Below are 23,599 nucleotides of genomic sequence, written 5' to 3'. Positions count from 1 at the left end.
GCCCTTTTTTATTTCAGCTCGTCTGTTCAATCAGATTGCAAAATTCTGATATCAAATTAAAACACGCGCTGAATTTAATATCGCTTCCTCATATTGAAATTATGCTCAGCTACCAATCGAGTCGTCGCAATCAGGCTGCTCAAGCCAAACACTAATTGCGTCAACCTATCGCCGGGCAAAGCCCATATCTGCCCCGCCGGCATATCGACTTGCGTCGCAGCAGAGATCAATGGCGCGACCCATTCCGCTTCAGGCGTGACATCCAGTAGCACATCGCCTTCCGACGTCGTATGCAAATAGATTTCGCCGCCTTCACTCAAACCAAAGCAAATTCCCCAACCACTGGCCTTGTTGCTACTGATTAATTGCTGGATCGCTCGATTTTGATGATCTATCCATGTTTCCACGTCATAGGTGGTTTTTAAAACAATCCAGGGCCGCTCAATAGGCTCGTCGTAACTTTTTTCGTCATCTTCATACATCATTGCATCTCGTCATAAGCTGAATAATTCGTGCGCACACTGTACACGTTGCCATAACTTCCGTCGTCCTGCGCTCAGATAAAAACACGCAAAGCAGGCAATCAGCCCCTGGCGTGATATCCTGCGGACCCTAGCTCACCATTGCTCGACTGTTTCATGACGACTACCGAACCAACGCCTAATCCGTTTCAATCCGCCCGTGTTCTGCTCAAAGAGCTGCAGGAAAAATTCACCGTTTTTGGTGAATTCCAACCCTTGGCTATTGGCATCGACAAGCAATTGATCGCGCTAACCCCTGACGTCAGCCGTAAAGCCTTGCGTACCGCACTTGGCATACACACCAATTCGCTGCGTTATCTGAAGGGGATGGAAAAAGCCACCGTGCGTTTCAATCTGGACGGCTCGCAAGCGGATGAAGTCACCGACGTGCATCGCAACCATGCGACGACGACCTTGAAAGAACGTTTCAAGAAAAATGCAGATCAACGCAAGGCGCAACGTCAGGCGGAAGAAACCCAGCGCAAAGCTGAAGCAGCGAAAAAACAAGCCGAAGAAGCCGAGCGCATGCGCGCTGACAAACTCAGTCAACTCGCAGAAAAATTCTCTCGCAAAAATTGATCAGGCACCGCGATCAATATTGATCACGTATCAGCTTTGTCTACCGGCTCAAACCATCTCGAGTCGGTAGACGTCATCTGATTTCTACCAATAAGTCCACAGCATCTTGGCTGCCAGCACATACAGCAGGCAGGCAAAAATGCGTTTCAATATCGGCACCGGCAAACGGTGCGCAAGGCGCGCGCCGAACGGCGCCGTGACCACACTGCCACAGACAATACCGACCAGCGCAATAATCGAAATGAAGCCAACGGCATCAGATGGCAAACCGGGAACATTCCAGCCTGAGATGATGTAGCCTATCGTGCCCACCACCGCCAGCGGAATCCCCATCATCGCGCCTGTGCCTATGGTTTTCTTCATAGGTACACCACACCACAACATGAATGGGATCGTCAGGAATGCACCACCGGCAGAAACCAGCCCGGCGATGATGCCGATCACCAGACCAACAAAGAACAAGGGGCCGGCAGAAGGTAATGAACGTGCGGCTTTCGGTTTTTTATTCAACAAGATTTGCGTCGCACCAAAGAACACAATCACAGCAAAACTCAATGCCAAATGACGCTGTGGAATCCAGGCCGATACAGAAGTAGCCAGCAAACTACCGAGCACCAAACCCGGCGTCATCCGCTTCACGATGTTGAAATCAACGCCGTCGAATTTAAGATGCTCACGTACGCTGGAGCCGGAGGTGAATGCAATCGAGGCCATGCAGGTAGCCAATGCCATGTGCACGATGTGATCCGGCGCAAAATGCTGAGCAGCGAACAAAGCCGCCATGACCGGTACCAATGTCATGCCGCCACCTATGCCAAGCAAACCAGCCAGCACACCGACAAATGCACCAGCAAGAACGTAAGCACCAAACCACATCATGATCGCACCTCGATACTTGCGTCCGCGTTGAACAACTTGCTCATCATTGCTTGCATGCGATCTGCCTCATTTTCATTTATACAATATTCGCCCGGTCGATTGCTATCGACGGCAAGCACAAGCGACACTATACGATAGCCATCATTAAATTTCTGATTGCTTAAGCCCTCTCAGCAAGTCTGCTGCAAACCCGCTAGACTAGTCCACACAGAATATCGTTGTATGGCATGCGCACACTGACTTTTTAACAATAAATATCAGCGAGCTATCTAGCCGAATTCGCCCATTAAAATCCCAACCGGTAAACCCTCTTTGCAATCAGCCTCACCACCACCTTTAGTAAAGAACGAACGTCTGTTCCTGCTGACTATCGCCGGCATACAATTCACGCACATACTCGATTTCATGATCATGATGCCGCTCGGTCCGCAACTGATCCGGGTCTTGCACATCGACACACATCAGTTCGGCTTGTTGCTATCGTCCTATACGCTGACCGCTGCCGCATCCAGTCTGCTGGCTGCGACGTATATCGATCGCTTTGACAGACGCAAGCTGATGCTGACGCTGTATGCCTTGTTCATCATTGCGACCTTGTGTTGCGGCCTCGCGCCGAATTACACCGCGTTACTGATCGCACGCGCATTGGCCGGTGCATTCGGCGGCATACTCGGCGCACTGGTGCAAACCATGGTGGCAGATGTGATTCCATTCGAAAGACGCGGCAAGGCCATGGGAACGGTGATGACTGCCTTCTCGATGTCGACAGTGGCAGGCGTTCCACTCGGCTTGCTATTGGCATCGACCTTCACTGATATCGGCTGGCGCGCACCCTTCTTCTTCATTGTCTTGCTGGCGTCAACTTTCTGGATCATCGGCTACAAATTACTGCCTAATCTGACTGCGCATCTGCACAGCAAACGAGTGGGAAATGTTTTCCAGCAGTTGTACGCCGTGGCCAAAGAACCCAGCCATTTGACTGCATTCGCATTCATCGCATTGATCATGATGGCCGGCTTTACTGTGATCCCGTACATCCCTATTTATCTGACCAGCAATGTCGGCATGACGGAATCGTTCATCACCGTGATTTATTTATGCGGCGGCGCGGCCACCTTCTTTACTTCGCAATTGATAGGCAGAATGTCGGACAAGCACGGCAAGCTGAAAATATTCCGATGGGTGGCGCTGGCGTCGTTTGTTCCATTGCTGATCACCACGCATCTATTCCCGGTCGCATGGTGGCTGGTACTGATTAACTCGACGCTGTTCTTTATTCTGGTGCCTGGCCGCATGGTGCCGGGGATGGCAATGGTCAGTGCGGTGCCCGCGCCGCAAGTGCGCGGCACCTTCATGAGCCTGGTGTCTTCGGTGCAGATGCTGTCGTCAGGATTGGCAACGCTGGTTGCCGGCTTGATTATCACGCGCACGCCCAGCGGACAAATCAACCATTACGATATAGTCGGTTATATTGCCGTCGCCTGCGGCGTACTCACGATCTGGATTGCGCAACATCTACGTGTAGCAGGAACGACTACAAAAGTTGCAGACAAAAATTGAACTTGAAGGCAGCGTCAGGATTTGGCAGCAGGCGAACGTTTTTTAACTGCGGTTTTCGCTGCAGTAGCTGAGGATTTGGCAGAGGGTTTTGCCGGCGCTGTATTCCTGGCTTTGGCCGATGTCTCGTCTGCCATTACATTACTCACTGCCTGATTGAACTGCGTCTGCAGCGCAGACCACCACGCTGTCGCTGCATCTGCCGCGGCATTCACATACAGGGGATTCTGGTCGGCGGCAGGATTGGTATTTTGAGTAAAAGCATCTGCAGACGAAGCGCTGCTCGTAGTATTTGATGCGCCCCCTGGCGCCGCCGCATCAGGCTTCATTTGCGCACCAAATGTCGCGCCCATTGCATTCAGCGTAGTGATCGTCGCGCTTTGCACTTCCAGCGCCTGTATTGTTCCGCGCAACATATTCATGTTGACGTTGAGCCACGACTCAACTGCTTTTAGATCGGCGATCTGCTTGTTGACATCTTCCAGCGATAAAGTGGGCATCGGAATTCCCGAGGTCGCCTGCACGCCACCCCACATATTTTTAACGAACTCCAGCGTATCGGCCATCGCGTCGAAACCGGGAAGATTGGGCATATTGGATTGGGTCACGCTACACCTCCAAAAAAAGACACGATGAAAAGCCTGCGCTACAAACCCAGCTTAGCAGAGAAAGATGAATATCCTAGTACCTTGGTCTTTGCATGCGGCAACTGGTCGGCAAAACCGTACTGACTGCAGGCAAATAAAGTTCCGTCTTGAAACCGTAGCCACTGCCTTCGTTATCGAAGCGTATGCCATCCGTCGATTTTTTGCGCATGACGGAAACATACAAAGGCTGGATCAGTTGATGATCGGCAGCACGCATAGACGCGTCATGAAATGCATTGCGATACCGCGCACCTTCCAGTGCTTTTGCCACTGCATTCGCTTCAGTCGTACCGGCTTTTTCAATCGCGGCGATCAGCATCTCTATCATCACATGCATGCGCAATAGTACGTAATCATCCTTGGGCTGCGGGTAACGTTGCAGAAAGTTTTGATAAAAACGGTCGCTAGGTGATTGCGCAAGGCCGGCACCTGCATTTGGGTGCCATTCCGCGACCGCACGCACTTTATCCACGCCAGCGTCGCCTATCGCGGCTGGTGCGCTCAGACTGTTGCCGTAAAAAGTATAGAACTTGGCGCTCAAGCCAAACTCCTTGGCAGCCTTCACCAGCAAGGTCAGATCATTGCCCCAGTTGCCTGTGATCACTGCATCGGCACCACTCGCCTTGATCTTGGCTATATAGGGTGCGAAATCCTTGATCTTGCCTATAGGATGCAACTCATCGCCAACGATCGCTATGTCGGGGCGCTTGGCAGCCAATTGGCTGCGTGCAGTTTGCGCCACCATGCGACCGAAGCTGTAATCCTGCCCGATCAGATAAATACGTTTGGCGCGCGCATCGCCTTTGATGACCTCGGTCAACGCATGCATGCGCATATCGGCATTCGCATCGAAACGAAAATGCCAGTAGCTGCACTTATCATTCGTCAAAGCTGGATCGACTGCGGAATAGTTGAGAAACAGCACGCGATTATCGGGCGCGCGCTGATTGTGTTTGTCTACCGCTTCGACCAATGCACTGGCAATCGCAGAGCTATTGCCTTGCGCCACGAAGGCGATGTGTTTATCGGTCAGGCGTTTGAATTCGATCAGAGATTCTTCAACACCTTGCTTGTTGTCGAAAATCTCCAGCGCCAGCGGATGTCTGCCATCCGCCAATTTGACACCGCCCCGCGCGTTAACGGTAGCAATTGCAAACTGCAGATTGCGCGCAACGGCCTCGCCTGCATTGGCGAATGTGCCCGACATGCCTTCTATCATGCCGATACGGATAGCTTCTGCAGAGTATGCCGTGGTGACGACCAGACACATCATGGCTGCAGCCAGAATTCTTTTGCTTTGCATAGGTACTTTCCAAAGACAGCATTTTACGCGGCACCCCATGTCCCTGCTTGTGCACCGAATCTCTGGTCTTGCGTTTACACTGCTGACATGACTATGGATCTACCCTCAAGCTCAGCACAAGACAAACCTTCGCGCACACGCTTGCGCCGTTTGTCAGTATTGATCGCTGCAGTCATCTTGCATTTGATCGCAATCAGCTGGTTCAGTGGCGCGATTGTTTTCCCCAAACCCTCGGCTCCAGAAAACACCACCGTCATTGCGGCAACACTGGAAGCACCACCGCCGAAGCCGGTAATCAAGGCTGCAGCCAAACCAGTCAAACCCAAAGCTCCGGCACGCACCGCCACACCGCGCATCGTTCAATCACCTGCGCTGCCGCCAGCGAGCACCGAGGTTGTGGCTGCGCAAGCCGAAGTCTCGCTCGCAGACGAACTCGCAGCACAAGAAAATCTGGAGCCGACAGACACCGACTCGCAAGCAATCAACTACAACATTGATTTGCCGCCTTCAGCCGACCTGAAATACGACGTGCAAAAAATTTCACAAGAAAGCGCGCCCATGTATGGCAGCGGCACCATCAGCTGGCATACAGACGGTAGCAAGTACACGGTGAACGGCGAATTTGGCGTGCTATTCATTACTGCTCTGCGCTTTCAAAGCAGCGGCACCATTGAAGACATAGGGATAGCGCCCGAGCTCTACAGCGAAAAACGTTTTCGCAAGGCAGAGACCAATACGCACTTCCATCGCGAACGCAATACAATCAGCTTCTCTTCATCAACCCTGTCTTACCCGCGTACCGGCGGCGAACAGGATAGAGCCAGCATCGTCTGGCAACTGGCTGGCATAGGGCGTGGCGATAGCGGCAAATTCATTGCAGGCAGCAGCATCGATCTCTTCGTCGCTGGCACACGCAATGCAGAAACCTGGCAAATTCTGATCATCGGTCAGGAAGACATTACGATAGATGGCATCAGCACACGCGCATGGCACGTCGCGCGCGCACCGCGCGTTGGTTCACACGAGCAAAAGCTGGATATCTGGCTGGCGCCGGATCAAAACTGGTATCCGGTGCGCTTGCGCTACACCGAAACCAATGGCGATTACCTCGACATGACGCTGACCAGCCTGAACGTTTCCGCAATACACTAGTCTGATCTTTTCAAACACTTGATATTTGGTGATTCAATGAACCGTTTTGTTTCCAGCTCTTTGCTTTCTCGCGCTCTTTTACGTGCGCTACTTGTATGCGCAGCAAGCACCTCGCATATCGCCGCTTTTGCGCAAACAGCAACCAAGGCAACGCTCAATCCGCCACCATCGGCCAATCTGGATTACACCATCAATGCCAATCAAAAAGGATTGCCCTTGAATGGTTCTGCCGTGCTGCACTGGACCAACAGCAAGGATAAGTACGCGATCAGTACGGAAACGCGCGCCATGTTGCTCGGCAAAATCCTCGAAGCAAAAAGCGAAGGCGCTATCGATGCATCCGGTTTGGCGCCAGCGACTTCAACCGAAAAGCGCTATCGCAAGGACGCGACCACCACCACCTTCAATCGCGAAACCCGCCGCATCAGCTTCAGTGCATCCGACGCCAGCTATCCAATCAAGGGCGGCGAACAGGATCGCAATAGCGTCGTGTGGCAACTTGCAACCATCGCACGCAGCTTGCCTGCCAAATTCAAGCAAGGTGCCAGCATCCCTATGGTGGTGGCAGGACAAAAAGATGCCGATCCATGGATCTTTAAAATCGGTAAAGCGGAAACCGTCAAAACCCCATTCGGCGACTTGAAAGCAGTCAAGGTCAGCAAAGTCATCAAGGACGGTAGCAAAGAACAAAAAATCGATATCTGGTTTGCATCCAGCAAAGAATGGTATCCAGTGCGGATACGCTTTACCGAACCATCGGGCGATTTTATCGAACAAACCATTTCCAAGATCACGCCGCAATCCTGATCTGCAAAAGATAGCCGCGCCCTTACACGCCGCAGTTACCCCATATAATTCGGCTATCGATTTTGATCAGCAAGGGAAACATGAATTCAGCAGATAGCGCACTGGTACTTTTCAGCGGCGGTCAGGACTCCACCACCTGTCTGGCGTGGGCACTCGCACGCTACAGCAGAGTAGAAACCATAGGTTTCGACTACGGTCAGCGGCACGCAATCGAACTGACGGTGCGTCCGACTGTGTTGCAAAAGCTGCGCGGCTTTTCTGCAGAATGGGATAGCCGACTAGGCGAAGATCACATGATAGATCTGTCGCTGATTTCAAAAATATCCGACACCGCGCTCACCAGCAATGTCGAGATAGCGATGATGGAAAACGGCTTGCCCAACACCTTCGTCCCCGGTCGCAACCTGTTGTTCATGACAGTCGCGGCAACCGTTGCCTACAGACGCGGCTTGAACGTGTTGGTGGGCGGCATGTGCGAAACGGATTTTTCCGGCTACCCAGACTGTCGCGACGACACGATGAAAGCCTTGCAGGTCGCACTCAATCTCGGGATGGCCACCAAGCTGCAGGTGGAAACACCATTGATGTGGATAGACAAGGCAGAGACGTGGAAAATGGCACAGGATTTAGGTGGCACAGCCTTGGTCGATCTGATCCGCTCGGAAACACATACCTGCTATCTCGGTGAACGCGGCAAATTGCATGATTGGGGCTATGGTTGCGGCACTTGCCCGGCATGTGCCTTACGTGCGCGTGGTTATGCAGACTTCGTTCGCTGACAAATCCGAGAGAGCCGAAACCGCAAGTAGCGACAGCAACTCACATCAACCGCCACATCGAGCTATCTCGGTATGGCGGTTTTTTAAAAGCCTGAATTTAATACTGTGGAGCAGGTACAGGTGCTGGCCGATATTCCGATCCAGAAGGCATAGGTGCCGGCACGATAGTAGTCGTTTCACGATAAATACCACCGCCATCCACACTGCCAGACACAGTTCCCTCACCTTGCATGCGCCGCATACAGTCATCACGATCTGCCGGCGGCAAGGCATTGCAGCGCGCTTGCGCATTCTGCTGATACGAGCTCGCATCACCATTCAATTTGCCACGCTTGGCTTCGCTGCGCGCTGCACCTGCTTCTCGCAAACAAGTTTTCTTATCCTGCTGCGTTTGGCCACTCAGGCAAGCCGCACGTTCTTGCTGATAATTGCCACTCGCATCTGCTGCAACAGCCGCTGTCGAGCCTATGCCCATGCTGCTGGCGAACAAGGATAGGGCCAGCACATATTTACGCGTGTTGCATGCTTTATTTTGAACAAATAACATGTCAGTCTCCCGCCGATAAAACACCAGACTATGTGCATGGATAGGCCTTGTATGTGCGGTAACCGGCATATCTGGAATCTAAATTTTTTGAGAATAAATCAGAGTAAATATCCTCATCGATAGCGTTCCTTATGACAATAATTTCACTGCACAAGCATTTCATTCAATGACATACTTGCCAACTCACAGGCCGATTGCTTCACACTCCATGTTCTGGTCGGCGCACTGATCGAAATATTTTATTCAAAGAGACGCGATGAATTCATCCAAACCGCCCCGCAAGCACTTCTCGATGTTGCGCGGCTTTCACCTCGCTGATTTCTTTACGCTCGGCAATGCAGCTTGCGGTGTTGCTGCAGTATTTTTCGCCATGCTTTATATGAACAGCCAGTCGCTCACCCATTTTTACGCGGCAGCAGCCATGGCTCCGGCCGCATTTATATTCGATGTACTGGACGGCAAGATTGCACGCTGGCGTCGCCAGCATTCGGCGATGGGACGCGAACTGGATTCTCTCGCCGATGTGATTTCATTCGGACTCGCACCGGTAACGCTGGGCTTCGCCGCCGGATTGAACGGCGGCTGGGATTGGGTCGCGATGATTTATTTCGTATGCTGCGGCGTGAGCCGCTTGGCACGTTATAACGTCACTGCAGAAGCCTTGTCTGAAGGTGCAGACAAGGTCGCTTATTTTGAAGGTACACCGATTCCGACCAGTGTAGTGATCACCGGCATTCTGGCGTGGCTGGCATCGCAAGGCCGTATAGGTAGCACGATTTATGGCGACATCCTGATGCTGGGCCCGTGGGAATTTCATCCATTCGCGCTGTTGTTTGTATTGTCCGGCAGTCTGATGATCAGCAAGACCTTGCACATTCCGAAATTCTAGAATGTTTTAACAGCGCAGTTCTACAAGCGATATATCAGCGCGGCAATCACTACTGCGGCGGCTGACACTGCAGTGATCGAATCAAGGAAATCCATAAAGCATCTCCATCGTGTGCTTACGCAGTGAATCTGCATTGAATCTGAACCGCACAGGATCAGATTCATAACGCTTCAGCTTACGCATGTAGCGCATCATTTCCAACGAATGCTTTCTTCCTTGCTTATAAAGAAAAGAAATATCAAGCGGAAATGTAACAAGGCGTAAATGCATTGGCACATCACGCCGAATAACCTTTCAATACGGGTGCAATCACGCATACGTGCTTGTAAGGGGAGCCATCATGAACGCAAAATTAATCGCAATAGCCGCCATTTTGCTGAGCAATGTTGCATTTTCGCAACCAGTCGCAGGAACGGATGTGCGCCGCGCTGCAGCCGAAAATACGGCGGCCCGCAATAACGCGCCCGCGCCGAAAAGTATTACCAAATCACAAGCCAAAGCAGCCAAACTGGTTCGTGTCGTAGAAAATTTTGAAAGAATCGACACCAACAACGATGGTGTCGTAACACGCCAGGAATTGCGTCTGTACGCACTCTCCACGCGTCGCCATGTTCCGATGACCTGATATCCGGCCTGATTTAAACCGTTTGCTCACGGTCAGTTTGCCGGCAAAGCGGTTGATGCATAAGCTATCAATACACCTATCGCTTGCGCCCGATTTCCCGCCGCGCAAGCATCAAAAATTATCAAAAATGCACGTCGCACTCCGGCATCGCTGATTGAAAAATCAGTTGCTCGAACAAGGCTATGGCATTCTTAGGCACTATCACAAAATGAGCCGACAACGCATAACTGCGTAAATGGCCGCCTAGGGGAGTTCAACATGTTTGGTTCTTTACGCGTTTTAATTGTTGGCCTGATTTCCATCGGTTTTTTCTGCCAGGCTTATGCAGAAGATGGCGTGACCGATACCAGAATTCTGATCGGTCAAACGATAGGTCTGACTGGCATCATTGCAGCGCCGGTTAAAGAAATGAACGAAGGGGCAAACGCATACATTGCCAGTGTGAACAGTCGTGGTGGCGTCAACGGTCGCAAAATCGAATTAATCACACTGGACGATAAGTTCGACGCTAAATTAGCCGCCGCCAATGCCGAACTGCTGGTGAAGAAAGAACATGTATTTGCCTTGTTCCAGAATCGCGGCACACCACTCACCGAAGCCATCCTGCCGATACTCGCCGCAAACAAAATTCCGTTGATTGCCCCCAGCACAGGCGCCAAGGTTTTCCATGCGCCAGTTAATCCGCTGTTGTTTAACGTGCGAGCAAAATATCAGGACGAAGTCAAAAAAGGTGTGGAGCATTTTGCAACCATAGGTGCGAAAAGCATAGGCTTGCTGCACGTCGACGACTCTTTCGGCATGGATGGGTTGGCCGGCTTTGTCAGTGCGATGAACGAGCGCAATATGATTCCCGCCATCGTTACCTCATTCCCACGCGTCAAACCGGATTACGCAGCAAGCGCCGACATCATCGTCAAGGCCAATCCGAATGCCCTGATCATTGTCAGTTCTTCCGCTCACACTGTCGAACTCATCAAGGCGATACGCGCAAAAGGCAGCATGGTGCAAATCATGACCTTGTCGAACAACTCCTCACAATCCTTCGTACAAGATCTCGGACCTGCGGGCACCGGTGTGATCGTGTCGCAAATTACACCAGCGCCAAATTCATCAACCACGGGGCTGGGCAAAGAATACATAGCGCTCGCCAAGGCCAGCAATACGACCGTGTCTTATGCAGCGATGGAAGGTTTTGTAGCCGCCAAGGTCTTGGTCGAAGGATTGAAGCGCGCCGGTCGCAATCTAACCCGCGAAAGCTTTGTGCGTGCGATGGAATCGATGCAGAAATTTGATCTGGGTGGTTTGATGATCAGCTACACCGTTGCTGATCACACTGGCAGCGAATTCGTCGAAATGACGATGATCAGTAATGGACGCTTTATACGCTAAGCAGCATTTCCAAAAAGCGCACTCAATTGCAGGATCGGCCAGCAGCGGAATCTTCTGCAATTGCCAGCGCTACGGCCTTGATACGCGCAGTACGAATCGCCTCGGGAATACTACCGGGCTGATCTGGATAACGCTGCTGCGTGAGCGCGGCAATCTCGCCGCCATTCACCGTTTGTGCAGCGGCCAATGCAGATTGCAAATAAGCGTTTTGCGGAAACGGTTTCTCTTCAAACCCGGTGCGGCCACGATGATCGCATTCCGATGCCTGCAACATATCAATGAATCGTTGCGGCTTGCGAAAGGCGTCGCAACGCTCGAATAAACTCACAATAGTCGCCGCACGCAATTCCAGCGCCCTACCGATATTGCCGTGTTCGCGCGCAGTCATCAAAGCAAGATCACGACTATCATTTGGAATCCTCAAGCGCTGGCAAACCGCATCGACCAACTTCACGCTGTGCATCTCATGTCCATGATGCCGTGGCCACAACTCTGGCGGCGTCACGCCTTTTCCAAGATCATGGAATAACGCAGCACAGCGTATTGGCAGAGAAAAATTTTGCTGCGCGGCGTAATCAACAACCATCATCACATGCACGCCGGCATCGATTTCCGGATGATACGAAGCCGGTTGCGGCACGCCCCACAAAATATCAAGTTCGGGCAAGATGCGTTTCAAGGCGCCGCAGGCGCGCAATACGGCAAACATGCGCGATGGCTGTTGCTCCATCAAGCCGCGCGCCAATTCTTGCCAGACACGCTCAGGCACCAAGGCATCGACCTCGCCGGCTGCCACCATTGTCTGCATCAGCGCATTGGTTTCTGTGGCGACTGAAAATTGTGGAAAGCGTGCAGCAAAACGGGCAACTCGCAAAATGCGTACCGGATCTTCCGCGAACGCAGGCGACACATGCCGAAAAATACGCTGTGCCAGATCCTGTTTGCCGCCAAAGGGATCGACGATCTCGCCATCCGCATCTTTTGCCATCGCATTGACCGTGAGGTCGCGCCGGATCAAATCTTGTTCCAGCGTGACGCTGGCATCCGTATGGAATACAAAGCCTTTGTAACCTGGCGCAGTTTTGCGTTCAGTGCGTGCCAGCGCATATTCTTCGTGCGTGACAGGATGAAGAAAAACCGGGAAGTCCTTGCCGACTGGTGTGTAACCCTGCGCTATCATTTGTTCCGGCGTCGCACCGACCACAACGTAGTCTCTGTCCTTGACTGCGACGCCAAGCAACTCATCCCGCACTGCGCCGCCGACGATATAGGTTTTCATTTCAGGGCTATGCAATCCGAATTTGATCAGTCGGGATAGACATCGTATTTTTCAATGCGCGCAGTCTCGGCCAAGGCACCGCTTATCCATTGCGCCACGGCCGGATGTGCAGCAACACGCTCGACATAGGCGTCGAGCGCCGGACCAAGCACCACTTCATACGTACGGAAGCGCATGACTACCGGCGCAAAGTAAGCGTCAGCTATCGAGAACTCGCCAAACAAGAATTCGCTGGGGCCGGATAGCGCAAGACAGGTTTCCCATATCTCGCTGATGCGACCGATATCAGCCTGCGCATCTATGCTGCGGCCTTTGCCGGGAAATTTTGCACGGATATTCATCCACATCGCGGAGCGCACGCCGGTAAAACCGGAATGCATCTCCGCACAAATCGAACGTGCCAGCGCGCGCGCTGCGACATCTTCCGGCCACATTTTCTTTTCAGGAAATTGTTCCGCCAGATATTCGCAAATCGCCAGCGAATCCCAAATCGTGGTTTCACCCGCCAGCAGAATCGGTACGCGACCAGCCGCTGAATAATGCGCAATTTGCGCCGCCGTATCCGAACGATCCAGCAGTAGCGAAATTTCCTGGAATGGAATATTGAATGCGGTCATCACGACCCAGGGACGCATGGACCACGACGAATAATTCTTATTGGCGATCACGAGTTTGAGGCCACTCTTTTCTGCATTGCCCAGCGTTTGCGAAAGCGTAGGATCAAGTTCTGTGGTTTGCATAAATGTCGGTGAAAAATATTCGTGATCGGATGTTGCTCCGGCATTCCAGACACCGGAGCATGCAATGCGCTTTTACGGCAAATCAGTCGGCACAAAAGCAGCAGGTGCAACGCTACCCAAACGGGCTTTCAATGACTGCGGCTTACCTTCGAACATGGCCGCATAGTAGGTCGCGTTCGACAATACTTTTTTCACGTAGTCGCGCGTTTCAGAAAAAGGAATCGACTCGGCAAAGATTGCACCCTCAACCTGTCGCGGCAGACTGGAACGCCATGTGCGCGGCCGCCCCGGCCCTGCGTTATAGGCAGCGGTCGCCATGGTTTGCGAACCTTCAAGATCGCTCAACACCATGTTCAGATAGCTGGTGCCGAGCAAGATATTCGTTTCGATTTCATTGACCTGGCTATGTACAAAATCTGTCATGCCTATTTTTTTGGCGACATGCTTTGCGGTAGCCGGCATCAACTGCATCAAACCGGAAGCGCCCACATGCGAGCGTGCATTCATGATGAAACGCGACTCTTGACGAATCAAGCCATACACCCAGGCCATTTCCATTCCTTGCCGTTGCGTCGTTGCACGCATGATGTCACGATACGGCGCAGGAAAACGTTGCGTGAAATCGAATTCAGTCTTGGTGCGATCCGAGGTGTTGACCATACGATCCAGCACATCGCTGCGACGGGCGAATTCTGCAGCAGCCAACAACTGCCTGTCGTTCATCTTGCGCAGTTCCCAATTCCATTCACGGTAACCCTCAAAGCGCAAATCCAGATCGAAGAATTTGAGCGCACGGCGGAAGCCGGCATTGCTTGCCATAGGTGCGATCTCTTCATCGGTCACCGGCAATGCACGTGGCGGAATCGTGATTTTTTGTCCCAGCTCTTCCAGTGCCAACTGACCATAAAAATTGGTTTGCGGCGCAATCAGCTGGAAGCGCGCATTCGCAGCATCGAGCTTGCCATCTTCGCGCAGAGCGCGCGCCAGCCAGTAAGTCCATGCCGCATCATCACGCAAGGATGCAGGCATCGCTTCGATACCGGCTTGCACCAGCTTCCAGTCGCCGGCACGCAAGGCGGCGCGGATTTTCCATTGGTGCGCTTCCAGCGATAAGGGTGCATTACCCGCCTTGCGCCAGTATTGCACCGCTTCCGGCGCCAGCTTCATCGAGGCCTGATAGGCGATCTGTGCCCACGCGAATGCTTCCTGCTTTTTGTTCAGCAACAAGGTGTTGTTCGACAACACATCGGCAGCCTGCGCCGGATTGTTTTTAGCAATGCGGCCCATCGCGACGACATACACTTCATGTCGCACACGGCGGAATCCAACGCCGCGCGCAACGATGGATGCAGGCTTATCCATTGCCGCAACCAGGGAGCCGTCTTCGATACCAGTCAATGGCACAAAGCGGCGCACATAATCGGTGGAGCCGGTATCAGATGCGAGTCGTATCTGCGCCCACAGATCGTCTTCGTCAAACTGCTTGTTTTCCATCAGCGCGGCCACCAATGCGACGCAACCTTCGCCGAAATCCTTGGGAACGTTCAGCAATGCGCGCGCTTCATCCGCGACCTTGACCCCTTTCGCCGCTTTCGACATCAGCGCATAGCATTTCACTTGCGTATCGTCGTTCAATTGAAATTGTGGATACTGCTCATCGAAAGTGATCCAGTCGCGCCGTTTGCCGAGATCAAGCAGCCAGTCATTGCGCAAGCGATCAGCGATGGCGCTACCGTTATATCGCGCCAGATAAGCTTGCAACTCGCTAGGCGAGGCATCCTTGAGGCGCGGCTTCAGTTGATAATAATCAACGTAAGATGGAATCGGATAGTTGCCCAGGTTCGCTGCAATATCAGCGGCACGACCGGCATCATTACGTCGCGAAGCATCGCGCAATGCCAGAAAAGCATCGTCGTCACTGGCAAAGCCCGTTGTGCGTTTTTGCGCATGGGCAAGCGGCAACAAGAACGTCGCTGACATCGCGACCAGCAAAATACGAGAAAATAATTTATTCGAAAACATGAATTCCGTGACCTTTTTTTGACCCTGCGTATACTGAGCACTGAGCTGAGCGCTGCCCGGATAATTTTTCAACCGGCAGGCTCGCATTAACAATAACTAGAATAGCACGCGATTCCTTCAAATTCTTAGCCTATCCCATGCAAAACAAGAGCGAATTACGGCAACTATTACTCACAGCACGCAATGCAATCACTGCTGAGCAAAAACTGCTTTGGGATAAGCAACTTATCGAAAAAGTCATGACATGCTGGTCCATCAAACGTTTCCATACAATGGGCGTTTACTGGCCGATGCGCGGCGAACCTGATTTGAATGCGGCTTATGCGACACTGACTGAATTAGGCGTGCAACTCGCACTACCCGTAGTTGTGAGTGATAACACACCGTTAAAGTTCTGTGCCTGGACGCCCGGAGATCCTGTCATCAAGGACCGCTACGGCGCTGCGGTGCCGGCAGACCAGCATAAGGAACTGCAGCCGCAGGCATTGATCATCCCGTGCGTAGGTTTTAACAAGCAACGCTTTCGACTGGGTTATGGCGGCGGTTTTTATGATCGCACGCTGGCATCAGTACCCAAGCCGTATACGATAGGCGTGGCCTATGCAAATGCAGAAACCATTTTCGCGGCAGATCCATATGATGTTGCGCTGGATATGGTGATGACGCCAACTGCGACATTCGCGCAAGACCACACATAAAAAAAGCCGCATACGCGGCTTTTTCTTTTTACAAGCGAAATTACTTCTGTGACAGATTCAGGCGACTCCATATTGCATGCGTAGCCGCAGCCTGATTCAAGGTGTAAAAATGCAAACCTGGCGCACCGCCAGCCAGCAAACGCTCGCACAGATCCGTCACCACATCAAGGCCGAAGGCGCGTATCGAATCGGTGTCGTCGTTATAACTGGCCAGCTTCAGACGTATCCAGCGCGGGATTTCTGCCCCGCACATATCCGAAAAACGCATCAGCTGCGAGTAATTGGTAATCGGCATCACACCTGCCGTCACCGGCACGTCCGCACCTGCCTTGCGCGCATCATCGACAAAGCGGAAGTAGGCATCCGCATTGTAGAAATATTGCGTGATCGCCGAATCTGCACCGGCCTTGACCTTGCGTGCATAGCTGGCAATGTCGTCATTCGGCGACTTGGCTTGCGGATGCATTTCCGGATAGGCCGCAACTTCAATATGAAACCAGTCGCCGGTTTCCGCGCGTATGAATTCCACCAGTTCATTGGCGTAATGAAATTCGCTGGACGAGGCATCCATCGCGCCGTAGCCGCTAGGCAAATCGCCGCGCAAGGCGACGATGCGTTTGATGCCATGCGATTTGTATTCCTGCAAAATCGATCGCAGGTTTTCACGCGAACTGCCCAGGCAGGATAAATGCGGTGCGGCCTCATGACCGGCGCCGCGGATTTCCAATACTGTATCAAGCGTGCCGTGTTGCGTCGAACCACCGGCGCCAAAAGTGACCGAAAAATACTTGGGATTCAATTCGGCCAGCTTGGCGCAGGTGACGCGCAATTTCTCCACGCCGACAGGTGTCTTGGGCGGAAAAAATTCTATGCTGAAATTCTGTTGGTTCATTTTTCTTTGAGTATGAGCGCGGATAATATCCACGAAATAATGCTGTACAAGATCGCACCGCCCACTGCCGACCAGAAACCGGCAACATGGAAGCCGCCCACCATTTGCGATACCGCCCAGAACATCAAACCATTGATGACGAAGATAAACAAACCCAGCGTCAGCAAGGTCACGGGCAAGGTCAACAAAACGAGTATCGGACGGATTAGCGCGTTCACCAGTCCCAGCACCAGCGCGGCGATGATGGCCGTGCCTACGCTATCGACCTTGATCGACGTCATCAGATAAGGAAGCGCAAACAGCGCCGCTGCATTGATCGCCCAGATTAACAATAAGCGCATGTGATTTCTCCTTGAATTCAATTTCAGGAAATCGCCGTTCCATCGCAAGGCAATGAAACGGCACGGCAACTAATGTCAAACACCTGCTCGAGAGCAGCGGTGCTTTTCACAGCAAACCTGATCAGGCTGCTGTGCTTGCACCGACAATTTCTTAGTAACGATAATGCTCAGGCTTGTACGGACCAACTTGCGCCACACCAATGTAATCGGCTTGCTCAGTGGTCAGCGTCGTCAATTGTGCATTGAGTTTTTTCAATTGCAGACGGGCGACTTTTTCATCCAGATGCTTAGGCAGGGTGTAGACGCCGACTGGATAATTCTTCGTGTTGGCGTACAACTCGATTTGCGCGATCGTTTGATTCGCAAACGACGAACTCATCACGTACGACGGATGTCCGGTACCGCAACCGAGGTTAACCAAACGGCCTTCAGCCAGCAAGATGATGCGTTTGCCATCCGGGAAGATGATGTGATCGACTTGCGGCTTGATGTTTTCCCATGTGTATTGCTTCAACGCTGCCACTTCGATTTCATTGTCGAAGTGACCGATGTTGCAGACAATCGCCTGGTCTTTCATCTTCGCCATGTGGTCATGCGTGATGACGTGATAGTTACCGGTACAGGTAACGAAGATGTCGCCGTGTTCAGCAGCATATTCCATCGTTACAACGCGATAACCTTCCATCGCTGCCTGCAATGCGCAGATAGGATCGATTTCAGTAACCCAGACTTGCGCCGACAATGCGCGCATCGCTTGAGCTGAACCTTTGCCGACGTCACCGTAACCGGCGATGACCGCAACTTTACCGGCGATCATGACGTCGGTCGCGCGCTTGATACCGTCGACCAGCGATTCACGGCAGCCGTACAGATTGTCGAACTTGGATTTGGTAACGGAGTCGTTGACGTTGATTGCAGGGAAAGCCAATTTGCCTTCTTTGTGCATTTGATACAAACGATGCACGCCGGTGGTGGTTTCTTCGGTCACGCCGAGAATTTCTGGCAAGCGTTTTGAGTACCAGTTAGCGTCAACTGCCAGATGTTTTTTGATCGAATTGAACAGGCAGATTTCTTCTTCTGAACCTGGGTTATTCAATACCGATGCGTCTTTTTCTGCACGGGTGCCGAGGTGCAGCAACAAGGTTGCATCGCCGCCGTCATCCAGAATCATGTTCGAATAAACCGGCGCGCCTTTGGCGTCGTTCGGCCATTCAAAGATGCGGTGGGTGTATTCCCAGTAGTCGTCCAGCGTTTCGCCCTTGACAGCAAACACTGGTGTGCCGGCAGCAGCAATCGCAGCAGCAGCGTGGTCTTGTGTCGAATAGATGTTGCACGATGCCCAACGAACTTTCGCGCCCAATGCTTCCAGAGTCTGGATCAGCACTGCGGTTTGAATTGTCATGTGGATGGAACCGGTGATGCGCGCGCCTTTCAGTGGCTGTGCAGCAGCGAATTCTTCGCGGATGGCCATCAGGCCGGGCATTTCGGTTTCGGCGATCTTGATTTCCTTGTCACCCCATGTGGACAGGGACAAGTCGGCGATAACGTAATCGGTGAATTTGGTAGAGGAAGTCATTACTGCGGCGTTTATCACGCCCTCCTTTCGGTTAGAAAAAAAGAAACGTGAGCGCAGTTGCTGGTATTGACTGCATCAAGCCTGGTAGGTCTATAGCTTCGACGACCTATCGCAACGCTCCTTGATGCGGCTGCTATTTTAATCGAAAAACATGCCTGAAACCATGCTGCCGCAATGAAAATTACTTTTTCAATGGCGCGGAACTGGACAAGGATACCGAGTGCACGCGTGCGGTTTCTGCCTGCGGCTCAACGTTGTCTCTTATCCAACCCAGCATATCCAGCCAGATGCGCTTCACCTCGGCTTCGGATGGCATTTTTTGCGCATTCGGCAACTCGATCGTGATCACCGGGACGTTTTTATGGACGCCGCTGTAATTGCCCAAAGAACCGGGGTAAACCCCTACGCGATTGAGCAATAAGCGGCCGAAACGACGCGGCGGTTGTGCCGGGCCATCAAAATCAAGAACGCCAAACGGCGCGTGCACGGAAATAATTACATCCGGGCGGAACCTTGCCATTTCGTCATACACCCAGCGGCTTTCCGGCTCGGATAAAGGCGCATGACCAGGAAAGCGACGCGGATCGCTTTTGGTTCTGGCGGCCCAGTAACGAGGTGCATCCTGCTGCCAACCCGGAGTAGGAAAATTGCGATTCAAATCGACGCCGTTTGCATTGACGCGCTTGGCCTTGGTTGCCAGCAAGCCATCGGGATTAACGACAGGCACCACGCTCCATTCAAAATGCTGAGCAGCCGGCGTCGACATCCATTCCAGCCAGCGAAAAACGATAGAGACAGAAGTCAATTCATCGCCATGTATGCCGCCCATCAACAACACACGTAATGGCGGATGCGTATGACCTTCACTTTTAAGGGCAGGAATTTGCCGCGCCAGCAAAGGAAAACCCTGCAGGGAATTTACGCCGGTTGGTGCCAACTCACTGCGTCTGCACATGGGATTCGTGATGCCAGGCAGGCGAACCACCAGTCGTCTACACCAATCATCAAGCTTGGCCGACTTATCAGGCGTAACTGGATTGGTCGCAGCAACATGTGCCGAAACGGTACTGCCGAGCAATACCAATAATGGAAACACAATGCGGCTGACAGTATTCACGATAGACATTCACTTCTCAAAACAAAATGGTCGGATGAATTCTGCATGAATTTCATCCGACCACAAAGTACAACGACGACTTGCTTACAAACCGACTAATTACAGACCGGCTGCTGCACGCAATGCTGCGGCCTTGTCAGTACGTTCCCATGTAAACTCCGGCTCTTCGCGACCAAAGTGACCATATGCTGCGGTTTTTTGATAGATAGGACGCAACAGATCCAGCATTTGCACGATGCCTTTTGGACGCAGATCGAAATGTTCGAGCACCAGTTGAGCGATTTTTTCATCGCTGATTTTTCCTGTGCCGAATGTGGTGACCATCACCGAAGTCGGTTTTGCCACACCGATTGCGTACGAAATCTGGATTTGCGCACGTTCTGCCAAACCAGCTGCCACGATGTTTTTCGCAACGTAACGACCAGCATACGCAGCCGAACGATCGACCTTCGAAGGATCCTTGCCGGAGAACGCACCGCCGCCGTGCGGCGCTGCTCCGCCGTAGGTATCGACAATGATCTTGCGACCGGTCAAACCGCAATCGCCTTGCGGACCGCCGATGACGAAACGACCTGTTGGATTGACCAGGAAGCGTGTGTCTTTCAACCATTCAGCCGGCACGACAGGCTTGATGATGCTTTCAATCACGGCTTCTTCGATGTCTTTGTGTTGCATTTCCGGCGCGTGTTGTGTCGACAATACGATGGTGTCGATGGAAACAGGACGACCATCAACGTAGCGCAAGGTGACTTGCGATTTTGCATCCGGACGCAGCCATGGCAGGCGACCGTCTTTTCGCAATTCTGATTGGCGCTCCACGATGCGATGCGCATAGTGAATCGCAGCCGGCATCAGTTCTGCCGTTTCATCGCAAGCGTAACCAAACATCAAGCCTTGATCACCAGCTCCTTGGTCGAGGTCGATACCAGCGCCCTCATCAACACCTTGTGCGATGTCCGGTGATTGCTTGTCGTACGCCACCAGTACTGCGCAGCTTTTGTAATCGATACCGTAATCGGCATTGTCGTAACCGATACGTTTGATGGTTTGACGCGCTACTTCAATGTAATCAACGTTGGCGAACGTTGTAATTTCACCAGCCAAAACGACCAGACCGGTATTGCAAAGGGTTTCAGCAGCAACACGGGCTTTTGGATCTTGCTGGAAAATTGCATCGAGGATCGCGTCGGAGATTTGATCGGCGACCTTATCAGGGTGGCCTTCAGAGACAGATTCGGAGGTAAACAGAAAATCATTAGCCATCGCAGGTTCTTTCTATAGTTGGTTAGATGTCGCGGTCAACTCAGTGAACCTGCGACGCTTTAGCGAAATTTATATACCGCCTCGCAAGTTGTCATTAACTCGGCGGGTACTTCTTTGTGCTATTTTACGCCTCTTGAAATAAATCGGCAAAGTCTCTTCTAAGGGCTTGCTCGAATAAGTATAAAAACTTGCATGCTAGTTCTCATTTTCCGCCTCTTGTCATTCTTGCCCTTGCCGCTCTTGCATGCAATCGGCAGCGCACTCGGCTGGGCTGTTTATCTTTCTTCGTCACAATATCGTCGCCGCTTGCAGGACAATATTCGCCAAGCCGGCTTTGGCGATCATTTGTCTGCTGCGGTCGCAGAAGCCGGCAAGAACATGATGGAACTGCCCTTCATCTGGTGCGCCTCTCCGCAGCGTGTACTGAAAACCGTCACGATAAAGAATTGGCAATTGGTGCAACAGGCGCAGGATGCCAAACGCGGGATTATTTTTCTGACGCCGCATCTGGGCTGCTTTGAAGTGTCCGCACAAGCTACCGCTGCACACTTGCCGCTAACCGTCATGTACCGCCCACCACGGCAAGCAGCATTGAAGCCGCTGATCGAAGGCGCACGGGCGCGCCACAATCTCTCACTGGCGCCGGCCAATCTGAGCGGCGTACGCGCCTTGTTCAAAGTCGTGAAAAGGAATGGCGCAATCGGTTTATTGCCTGACCAGGTTCCGCAAAACGGTGAAGGTATATGGGCTGATTTTTTCGGCAAACCCGCTTACACAATGACCTTGCCGGCCAAGATGCTGGAAATGAGCGGTGCAACCATGATTCTCGCGTTCGCAGAGCGTTTGCCGCGCGGCAAGGGATACACCCTGCATTTTCTACCGTTCAGCATGGCAGCAGAATTGACACCGCAACAGCAGGTGCGCGCGATTAATACCGCGATGGAACAGCTGATCTCACTTTGTCCGGCACAATATTTTTGGAGCTATAACCACTACAAGATTCCTGCCGGCGTCGCTGCACCAGATGAAGTTACTGCATCCGACCAAGACCAGGCCGCGTCATGAGAGCGCTCGTCATATCGATGTGGCTGCTGCACTGGCTACCCTTACCTGTCATCGCGCGACTGGGCGAAGCAATCGGCAGCCTGCTCTTCATCTACAAGAAAAAACGGCGGCTTATTACGCTGATCAATCTTGAATTATGCTTTCCTGAGTGGACTCCAGAAGAGCGCCATCGCATCGCGAAAAAACATTTTCAAAATTATGCACGCAGCGTGCTGGAGCGCGGCATTTTGTGGTGGGCATCCGAAGCACGTCTGCGCAGATTGATAATTATTGAACCATCTGTACCACTGGATGCCATCAATGCAAGCCCCACTATTTTGTTGTGCCCGCATTTTGTCAGTCTGGATGTGGCCGGCGTCGCCGTCATGCTGGAATCATCGTTGTGCTCTATTTACACACAGCAATTGAATCCGATATTCGATGAAGTATTGCGCAAGGGTCGTTCGCGCTTTCGCCCGGTCAAATTATTTTCACGCAGTGATGGCGTGAAACCCATCATCCGCGCGATGCGTGAAAATTTGCCTTTCTTCATGCTGCCGGATATGGATTTCGGCGAGAAGGATGCAGAGTTCGTCCCTTTCTTCGGCGTACCTGCAGCAACTCTTACAGCACCAGCCAGAATTGCGGCGGCAACGCATGCCAAAGTGATTCCAGTAGTCGCCACCTACTTGCCGAATTACCGTGGCTGGACCGTCAAATTTTATCCGGCATGGGAAAACTTTCCGGGCGACGATATCACTGCAGCCACCCGCACCATGAACGCATTCATCGAAGACAGAGCGCGCGAAGCACCCGCAGAATACTTCTGGACGCACAAACGCTTCAAGACACGGCCCGCAGGAGAAGCCAGCTTCTACGAATCCAATGCATCAGATGAAGCCCCTCCTGCTTACTAATGCATGAATGCAGATACCTGCATGCATTTTTACCAC

At 52.3% G+C, this 23,599-nt stretch carries 24 protein-coding genes and 1 riboswitch; of the genes, 11 read left to right on the top strand and 13 right to left on the bottom strand.

Going from position 1 to position 23,599, the window contains the following annotated elements; all coding sequences use genetic code 11:
- Nucleotides 1-74: 74 nt before the first annotated feature.
- Entirely contained in the window at nt 75-485 is a 411-nt protein-coding gene (locus Hfont_RS03210) for a hypothetical protein (protein ID WP_112990770.1), read from the bottom strand.
- Between the two features lie 153 nt (nt 486-638).
- On the opposite strand from Hfont_RS03210, the gene Hfont_RS03205 reads away from it, so the two are divergent.
- Entirely contained in the window at nt 639-1,100 is a 462-nt protein-coding gene (locus tag Hfont_RS03205; protein ID WP_112990769.1) for a ProQ/FINO family protein, read from the top strand.
- A gap of 84 nt (nt 1,101-1,184) precedes the next feature.
- Here Hfont_RS03205 and Hfont_RS03200 read toward each other — a convergent pair whose 3' ends face one another.
- Complete coding sequence (locus Hfont_RS03200; protein WP_112990768.1) at nt 1,185-1,979, bottom strand: sulfite exporter TauE/SafE family protein; 795 nt, start codon at nt 1,977-1,979, stop codon at nt 1,185-1,187.
- 312 nt (nt 1,980-2,291) lie between these two features.
- On the opposite strand from Hfont_RS03200, the gene Hfont_RS03195 reads away from it, so the two are divergent.
- Nucleotides 2,292-3,539 carry an MFS transporter gene (locus Hfont_RS03195; RefSeq protein ID WP_112990767.1) on the top strand — a complete coding sequence of 416 codons (1,248 nt, stop codon included), beginning with the start codon at nt 2,292-2,294 and terminating at the stop codon, nt 3,537-3,539.
- 14 nt (nt 3,540-3,553) lie between these two features.
- Here Hfont_RS03195 and Hfont_RS03190 read toward each other — a convergent pair whose 3' ends face one another.
- Nucleotides 3,554-4,144 carry a PhaM family polyhydroxyalkanoate granule multifunctional regulatory protein gene (locus tag Hfont_RS03190; protein ID WP_112990766.1) on the bottom strand — a complete coding sequence of 197 codons (591 nt, stop codon included), beginning with the start codon at nt 4,142-4,144 and terminating at the stop codon, nt 3,554-3,556.
- Nucleotides 4,145-4,217: 73 nt separating this feature from the next.
- The gene (locus Hfont_RS03185; protein ID WP_112990765.1) at nt 4,218-5,486 is read right to left on the bottom strand and encodes a branched-chain amino acid ABC transporter substrate-binding protein; all 1,269 of its coding nucleotides are present in this window, start codon (nt 5,484-5,486) and stop codon (nt 4,218-4,220) included.
- A gap of 93 nt (nt 5,487-5,579) precedes the next feature.
- Between Hfont_RS03185 and Hfont_RS03180 the strand changes: the two genes are divergently transcribed.
- The 3 genes from Hfont_RS03180 (at nt 5,580) to queC (ending at nt 8,224) form a co-directional block, all read left to right on the top strand.
- The gene (locus Hfont_RS03180; protein WP_241522993.1) at nt 5,580-6,638 is read left to right on the top strand and encodes a DUF3108 domain-containing protein; all 1,059 of its coding nucleotides are present in this window, start codon (nt 5,580-5,582) and stop codon (nt 6,636-6,638) included.
- Between the two features lie 36 nt (nt 6,639-6,674).
- On the top strand, nt 6,675-7,445 hold the full coding sequence (locus Hfont_RS03175; protein ID WP_112990763.1) for a DUF3108 domain-containing protein: 771 nt from the start codon (nt 6,675-6,677) through the stop codon (nt 7,443-7,445).
- An 80-nt stretch (nt 7,446-7,525) separates the two neighbouring features.
- A complete protein-coding gene (gene queC, locus Hfont_RS03170; RefSeq protein WP_112990762.1) occupies nt 7,526-8,224 on the top strand; it encodes a 7-cyano-7-deazaguanine synthase QueC in 699 nt (232 codons plus the stop codon).
- Between the two features lie 97 nt (nt 8,225-8,321).
- Here queC and Hfont_RS03165 read toward each other — a convergent pair whose 3' ends face one another.
- The gene (locus Hfont_RS03165) at nt 8,322-8,771 is read right to left on the bottom strand and encodes a hypothetical protein (RefSeq protein ID WP_112990761.1); all 450 of its coding nucleotides are present in this window, start codon (nt 8,769-8,771) and stop codon (nt 8,322-8,324) included.
- 256 nt (nt 8,772-9,027) lie between these two features.
- Here Hfont_RS03165 and Hfont_RS03160 point away from each other — a divergent pair, with 256 nt between their 5' ends.
- The 3 genes from Hfont_RS03160 to Hfont_RS03150 all read left to right on the top strand — a co-directional run bounded on the left by Hfont_RS03160 (nt 9,028) and on the right by Hfont_RS03150 (nt 11,674).
- A complete protein-coding gene (locus Hfont_RS03160) occupies nt 9,028-9,660 on the top strand; it encodes a CDP-alcohol phosphatidyltransferase family protein (protein ID WP_112990760.1) in 633 nt (210 codons plus the stop codon).
- A gap of 340 nt (nt 9,661-10,000) precedes the next feature.
- On the top strand, nt 10,001-10,285 hold the full coding sequence (locus Hfont_RS03155; RefSeq protein ID WP_112990759.1) for an EF-hand domain-containing protein: 285 nt from the start codon (nt 10,001-10,003) through the stop codon (nt 10,283-10,285).
- A gap of 258 nt (nt 10,286-10,543) precedes the next feature.
- Nucleotides 10,544-11,674 (top strand): ABC transporter substrate-binding protein, encoded by a 1,131-nt coding sequence (locus Hfont_RS03150; protein WP_112990758.1) that lies wholly within the window; start codon nt 10,544-10,546, stop codon nt 11,672-11,674.
- Nucleotides 11,675-11,696: 22 nt separating this feature from the next.
- On the opposite strand, the gene Hfont_RS03145 is transcribed toward Hfont_RS03150, so the two are convergent.
- The 3 genes from Hfont_RS03145 to Hfont_RS03135 all read right to left on the bottom strand — a co-directional run bounded on the left by Hfont_RS03145 (nt 11,697) and on the right by Hfont_RS03135 (nt 15,715).
- Nucleotides 11,697-12,953, bottom strand: coding sequence for a multifunctional CCA addition/repair protein (locus Hfont_RS03145; protein WP_112990757.1), 1,257 nt, complete (start codon nt 12,951-12,953; stop codon nt 11,697-11,699).
- Nucleotides 12,954-12,979: 26 nt separating this feature from the next.
- Nucleotides 12,980-13,693, bottom strand: coding sequence for a glutathione S-transferase family protein (locus tag Hfont_RS03140; RefSeq protein WP_112990756.1), 714 nt, complete (start codon nt 13,691-13,693; stop codon nt 12,980-12,982).
- Nucleotides 13,694-13,765: 72 nt separating this feature from the next.
- On the bottom strand, nt 13,766-15,715 hold the full coding sequence (locus Hfont_RS03135; protein ID WP_112991677.1) for a lytic transglycosylase domain-containing protein: 1,950 nt from the start codon (nt 15,713-15,715) through the stop codon (nt 13,766-13,768).
- A gap of 137 nt (nt 15,716-15,852) precedes the next feature.
- Here Hfont_RS03135 and Hfont_RS03130 point away from each other — a divergent pair, with 137 nt between their 5' ends.
- Complete coding sequence (locus Hfont_RS03130) at nt 15,853-16,413, top strand: 5-formyltetrahydrofolate cyclo-ligase (protein WP_112990755.1); 561 nt, start codon at nt 15,853-15,855, stop codon at nt 16,411-16,413.
- Nucleotides 16,414-16,453: 40 nt separating this feature from the next.
- Here Hfont_RS03130 and metF read toward each other — a convergent pair whose 3' ends face one another.
- The 5 genes from metF to metK all read right to left on the bottom strand — a co-directional run bounded on the left by metF (nt 16,454) and on the right by metK (nt 21,602).
- Nucleotides 16,454-17,305 (bottom strand): methylenetetrahydrofolate reductase [NAD(P)H], encoded by an 852-nt coding sequence (gene metF, locus Hfont_RS03125; protein WP_112990754.1) that lies wholly within the window; start codon nt 17,303-17,305, stop codon nt 16,454-16,456.
- A complete protein-coding gene (locus Hfont_RS03120) occupies nt 17,302-17,646 on the bottom strand; it encodes a phage holin family protein (protein WP_112990753.1) in 345 nt (114 codons plus the stop codon). The genes metF and Hfont_RS03120 overlap by 4 nt, the downstream gene beginning before the upstream one ends.
- Before the next feature lie 151 nt (nt 17,647-17,797).
- Nucleotides 17,798-19,237 carry an adenosylhomocysteinase gene (gene ahcY, locus Hfont_RS03115; RefSeq protein WP_112991676.1) on the bottom strand — a complete coding sequence of 480 codons (1,440 nt, stop codon included), beginning with the start codon at nt 19,235-19,237 and terminating at the stop codon, nt 17,798-17,800.
- Between the two features lie 27 nt (nt 19,238-19,264).
- Nucleotides 19,265-19,351: riboswitch (S-adenosyl-L-homocysteine riboswitch) on the bottom strand.
- Nucleotides 19,352-19,403: 52 nt separating this feature from the next.
- Nucleotides 19,404-20,348 carry a M14 family zinc carboxypeptidase gene (locus Hfont_RS03110; protein WP_112990752.1) on the bottom strand — a complete coding sequence of 315 codons (945 nt, stop codon included), beginning with the start codon at nt 20,346-20,348 and terminating at the stop codon, nt 19,404-19,406.
- Between the two features lie 90 nt (nt 20,349-20,438).
- Nucleotides 20,439-21,602, bottom strand: coding sequence for a methionine adenosyltransferase (metK, locus tag Hfont_RS03105; protein WP_112990751.1), 1,164 nt, complete (start codon nt 21,600-21,602; stop codon nt 20,439-20,441).
- A gap of 192 nt (nt 21,603-21,794) precedes the next feature.
- Here metK and Hfont_RS03100 point away from each other — a divergent pair, with 192 nt between their 5' ends.
- Nucleotides 21,795-22,667 carry a lysophospholipid acyltransferase family protein gene (locus Hfont_RS03100; RefSeq protein WP_112990750.1) on the top strand — a complete coding sequence of 291 codons (873 nt, stop codon included), beginning with the start codon at nt 21,795-21,797 and terminating at the stop codon, nt 22,665-22,667.
- Nucleotides 22,664-23,563, top strand: coding sequence for an LpxL/LpxP family acyltransferase (locus Hfont_RS03095; protein WP_112990749.1), 900 nt, complete (start codon nt 22,664-22,666; stop codon nt 23,561-23,563). The genes Hfont_RS03100 and Hfont_RS03095 overlap by 4 nt, the downstream gene beginning before the upstream one ends.
- Nucleotides 23,564-23,599 lie beyond the last annotated feature (36 nt).

This window comes from Herminiimonas fonticola, from assembly GCF_003293745.1.
GTDB lineage: Bacteria > Pseudomonadota > Gammaproteobacteria > Burkholderiales > Burkholderiaceae_D > Oxalicibacterium > Oxalicibacterium fonticola.
The sequence above is the reverse complement of the archived record's forward strand: the minus strand, read 5'-3'. Positions and strand labels throughout refer to the sequence as shown.

Excerpts from the sequence above, each read along its gene's own strand:
- Hfont_RS03130 (WP_112990755.1), top strand. The coding sequence starts at position 15,853 with ATGCAAAACAAGAGCGAATTACGGCAACTATTACTCACAGCACGCAAT.
- Hfont_RS03200 (WP_112990768.1), bottom strand. The coding sequence starts at position 1,979 with ATGATGTGGTTTGGTGCTTACGTTCTTGCTGGTGCATTTGTCGGTGTG.
- metK (WP_112990751.1), bottom strand. The coding sequence starts at position 21,602 with ATGGCTAATGATTTTCTGTTTACCTCCGAATCTGTCTCTGAAGGCCAC.
- Hfont_RS03180 (WP_241522993.1), top strand. The coding sequence starts at position 5,580 with ATGGATCTACCCTCAAGCTCAGCACAAGACAAACCTTCGCGCACACGC.
- Hfont_RS03150 (WP_112990758.1), top strand. The coding sequence starts at position 10,544 with ATGTTTGGTTCTTTACGCGTTTTAATTGTTGGCCTGATTTCCATCGGT.
- Hfont_RS03155 (WP_112990759.1), top strand. The coding sequence starts at position 10,001 with ATGAACGCAAAATTAATCGCAATAGCCGCCATTTTGCTGAGCAATGTT.
- Hfont_RS03120 (WP_112990753.1), bottom strand. The coding sequence starts at position 17,646 with ATGCGCTTATTGTTAATCTGGGCGATCAATGCAGCGGCGCTGTTTGCG.
- Hfont_RS03210 (WP_112990770.1), bottom strand. The coding sequence starts at position 485 with ATGATGTATGAAGATGACGAAAAAAGTTACGACGAGCCTATTGAGCGG.
- Hfont_RS03185 (WP_112990765.1), bottom strand. The coding sequence starts at position 5,486 with ATGCAAAGCAAAAGAATTCTGGCTGCAGCCATGATGTGTCTGGTCGTC.
- Hfont_RS03165 (WP_112990761.1), bottom strand. The coding sequence starts at position 8,771 with ATGTTATTTGTTCAAAATAAAGCATGCAACACGCGTAAATATGTGCTG.
- metF (WP_112990754.1), bottom strand. The coding sequence starts at position 17,305 with ATGAACCAACAGAATTTCAGCATAGAATTTTTTCCGCCCAAGACACCT.
- Hfont_RS03100 (WP_112990750.1), top strand. The coding sequence starts at position 21,795 with ATGCTAGTTCTCATTTTCCGCCTCTTGTCATTCTTGCCCTTGCCGCTC.
- Hfont_RS03095 (WP_112990749.1), top strand. The coding sequence starts at position 22,664 with ATGAGAGCGCTCGTCATATCGATGTGGCTGCTGCACTGGCTACCCTTA.
- Hfont_RS03110 (WP_112990752.1), bottom strand. The coding sequence starts at position 20,348 with ATGTCTATCGTGAATACTGTCAGCCGCATTGTGTTTCCATTATTGGTA.
- Hfont_RS03175 (WP_112990763.1), top strand. The coding sequence starts at position 6,675 with ATGAACCGTTTTGTTTCCAGCTCTTTGCTTTCTCGCGCTCTTTTACGT.
- Hfont_RS03205 (WP_112990769.1), top strand. The coding sequence starts at position 639 with ATGACGACTACCGAACCAACGCCTAATCCGTTTCAATCCGCCCGTGTT.
- Hfont_RS03160 (WP_112990760.1), top strand. The coding sequence starts at position 9,028 with ATGAATTCATCCAAACCGCCCCGCAAGCACTTCTCGATGTTGCGCGGC.
- Hfont_RS03145 (WP_112990757.1), bottom strand. The coding sequence starts at position 12,953 with ATGAAAACCTATATCGTCGGCGGCGCAGTGCGGGATGAGTTGCTTGGC.
- Hfont_RS03140 (WP_112990756.1), bottom strand. The coding sequence starts at position 13,693 with ATGCAAACCACAGAACTTGATCCTACGCTTTCGCAAACGCTGGGCAAT.
- Hfont_RS03135 (WP_112991677.1), bottom strand. The coding sequence starts at position 15,715 with ATGTTTTCGAATAAATTATTTTCTCGTATTTTGCTGGTCGCGATGTCA.
- queC (WP_112990762.1), top strand. The coding sequence starts at position 7,526 with ATGAATTCAGCAGATAGCGCACTGGTACTTTTCAGCGGCGGTCAGGAC.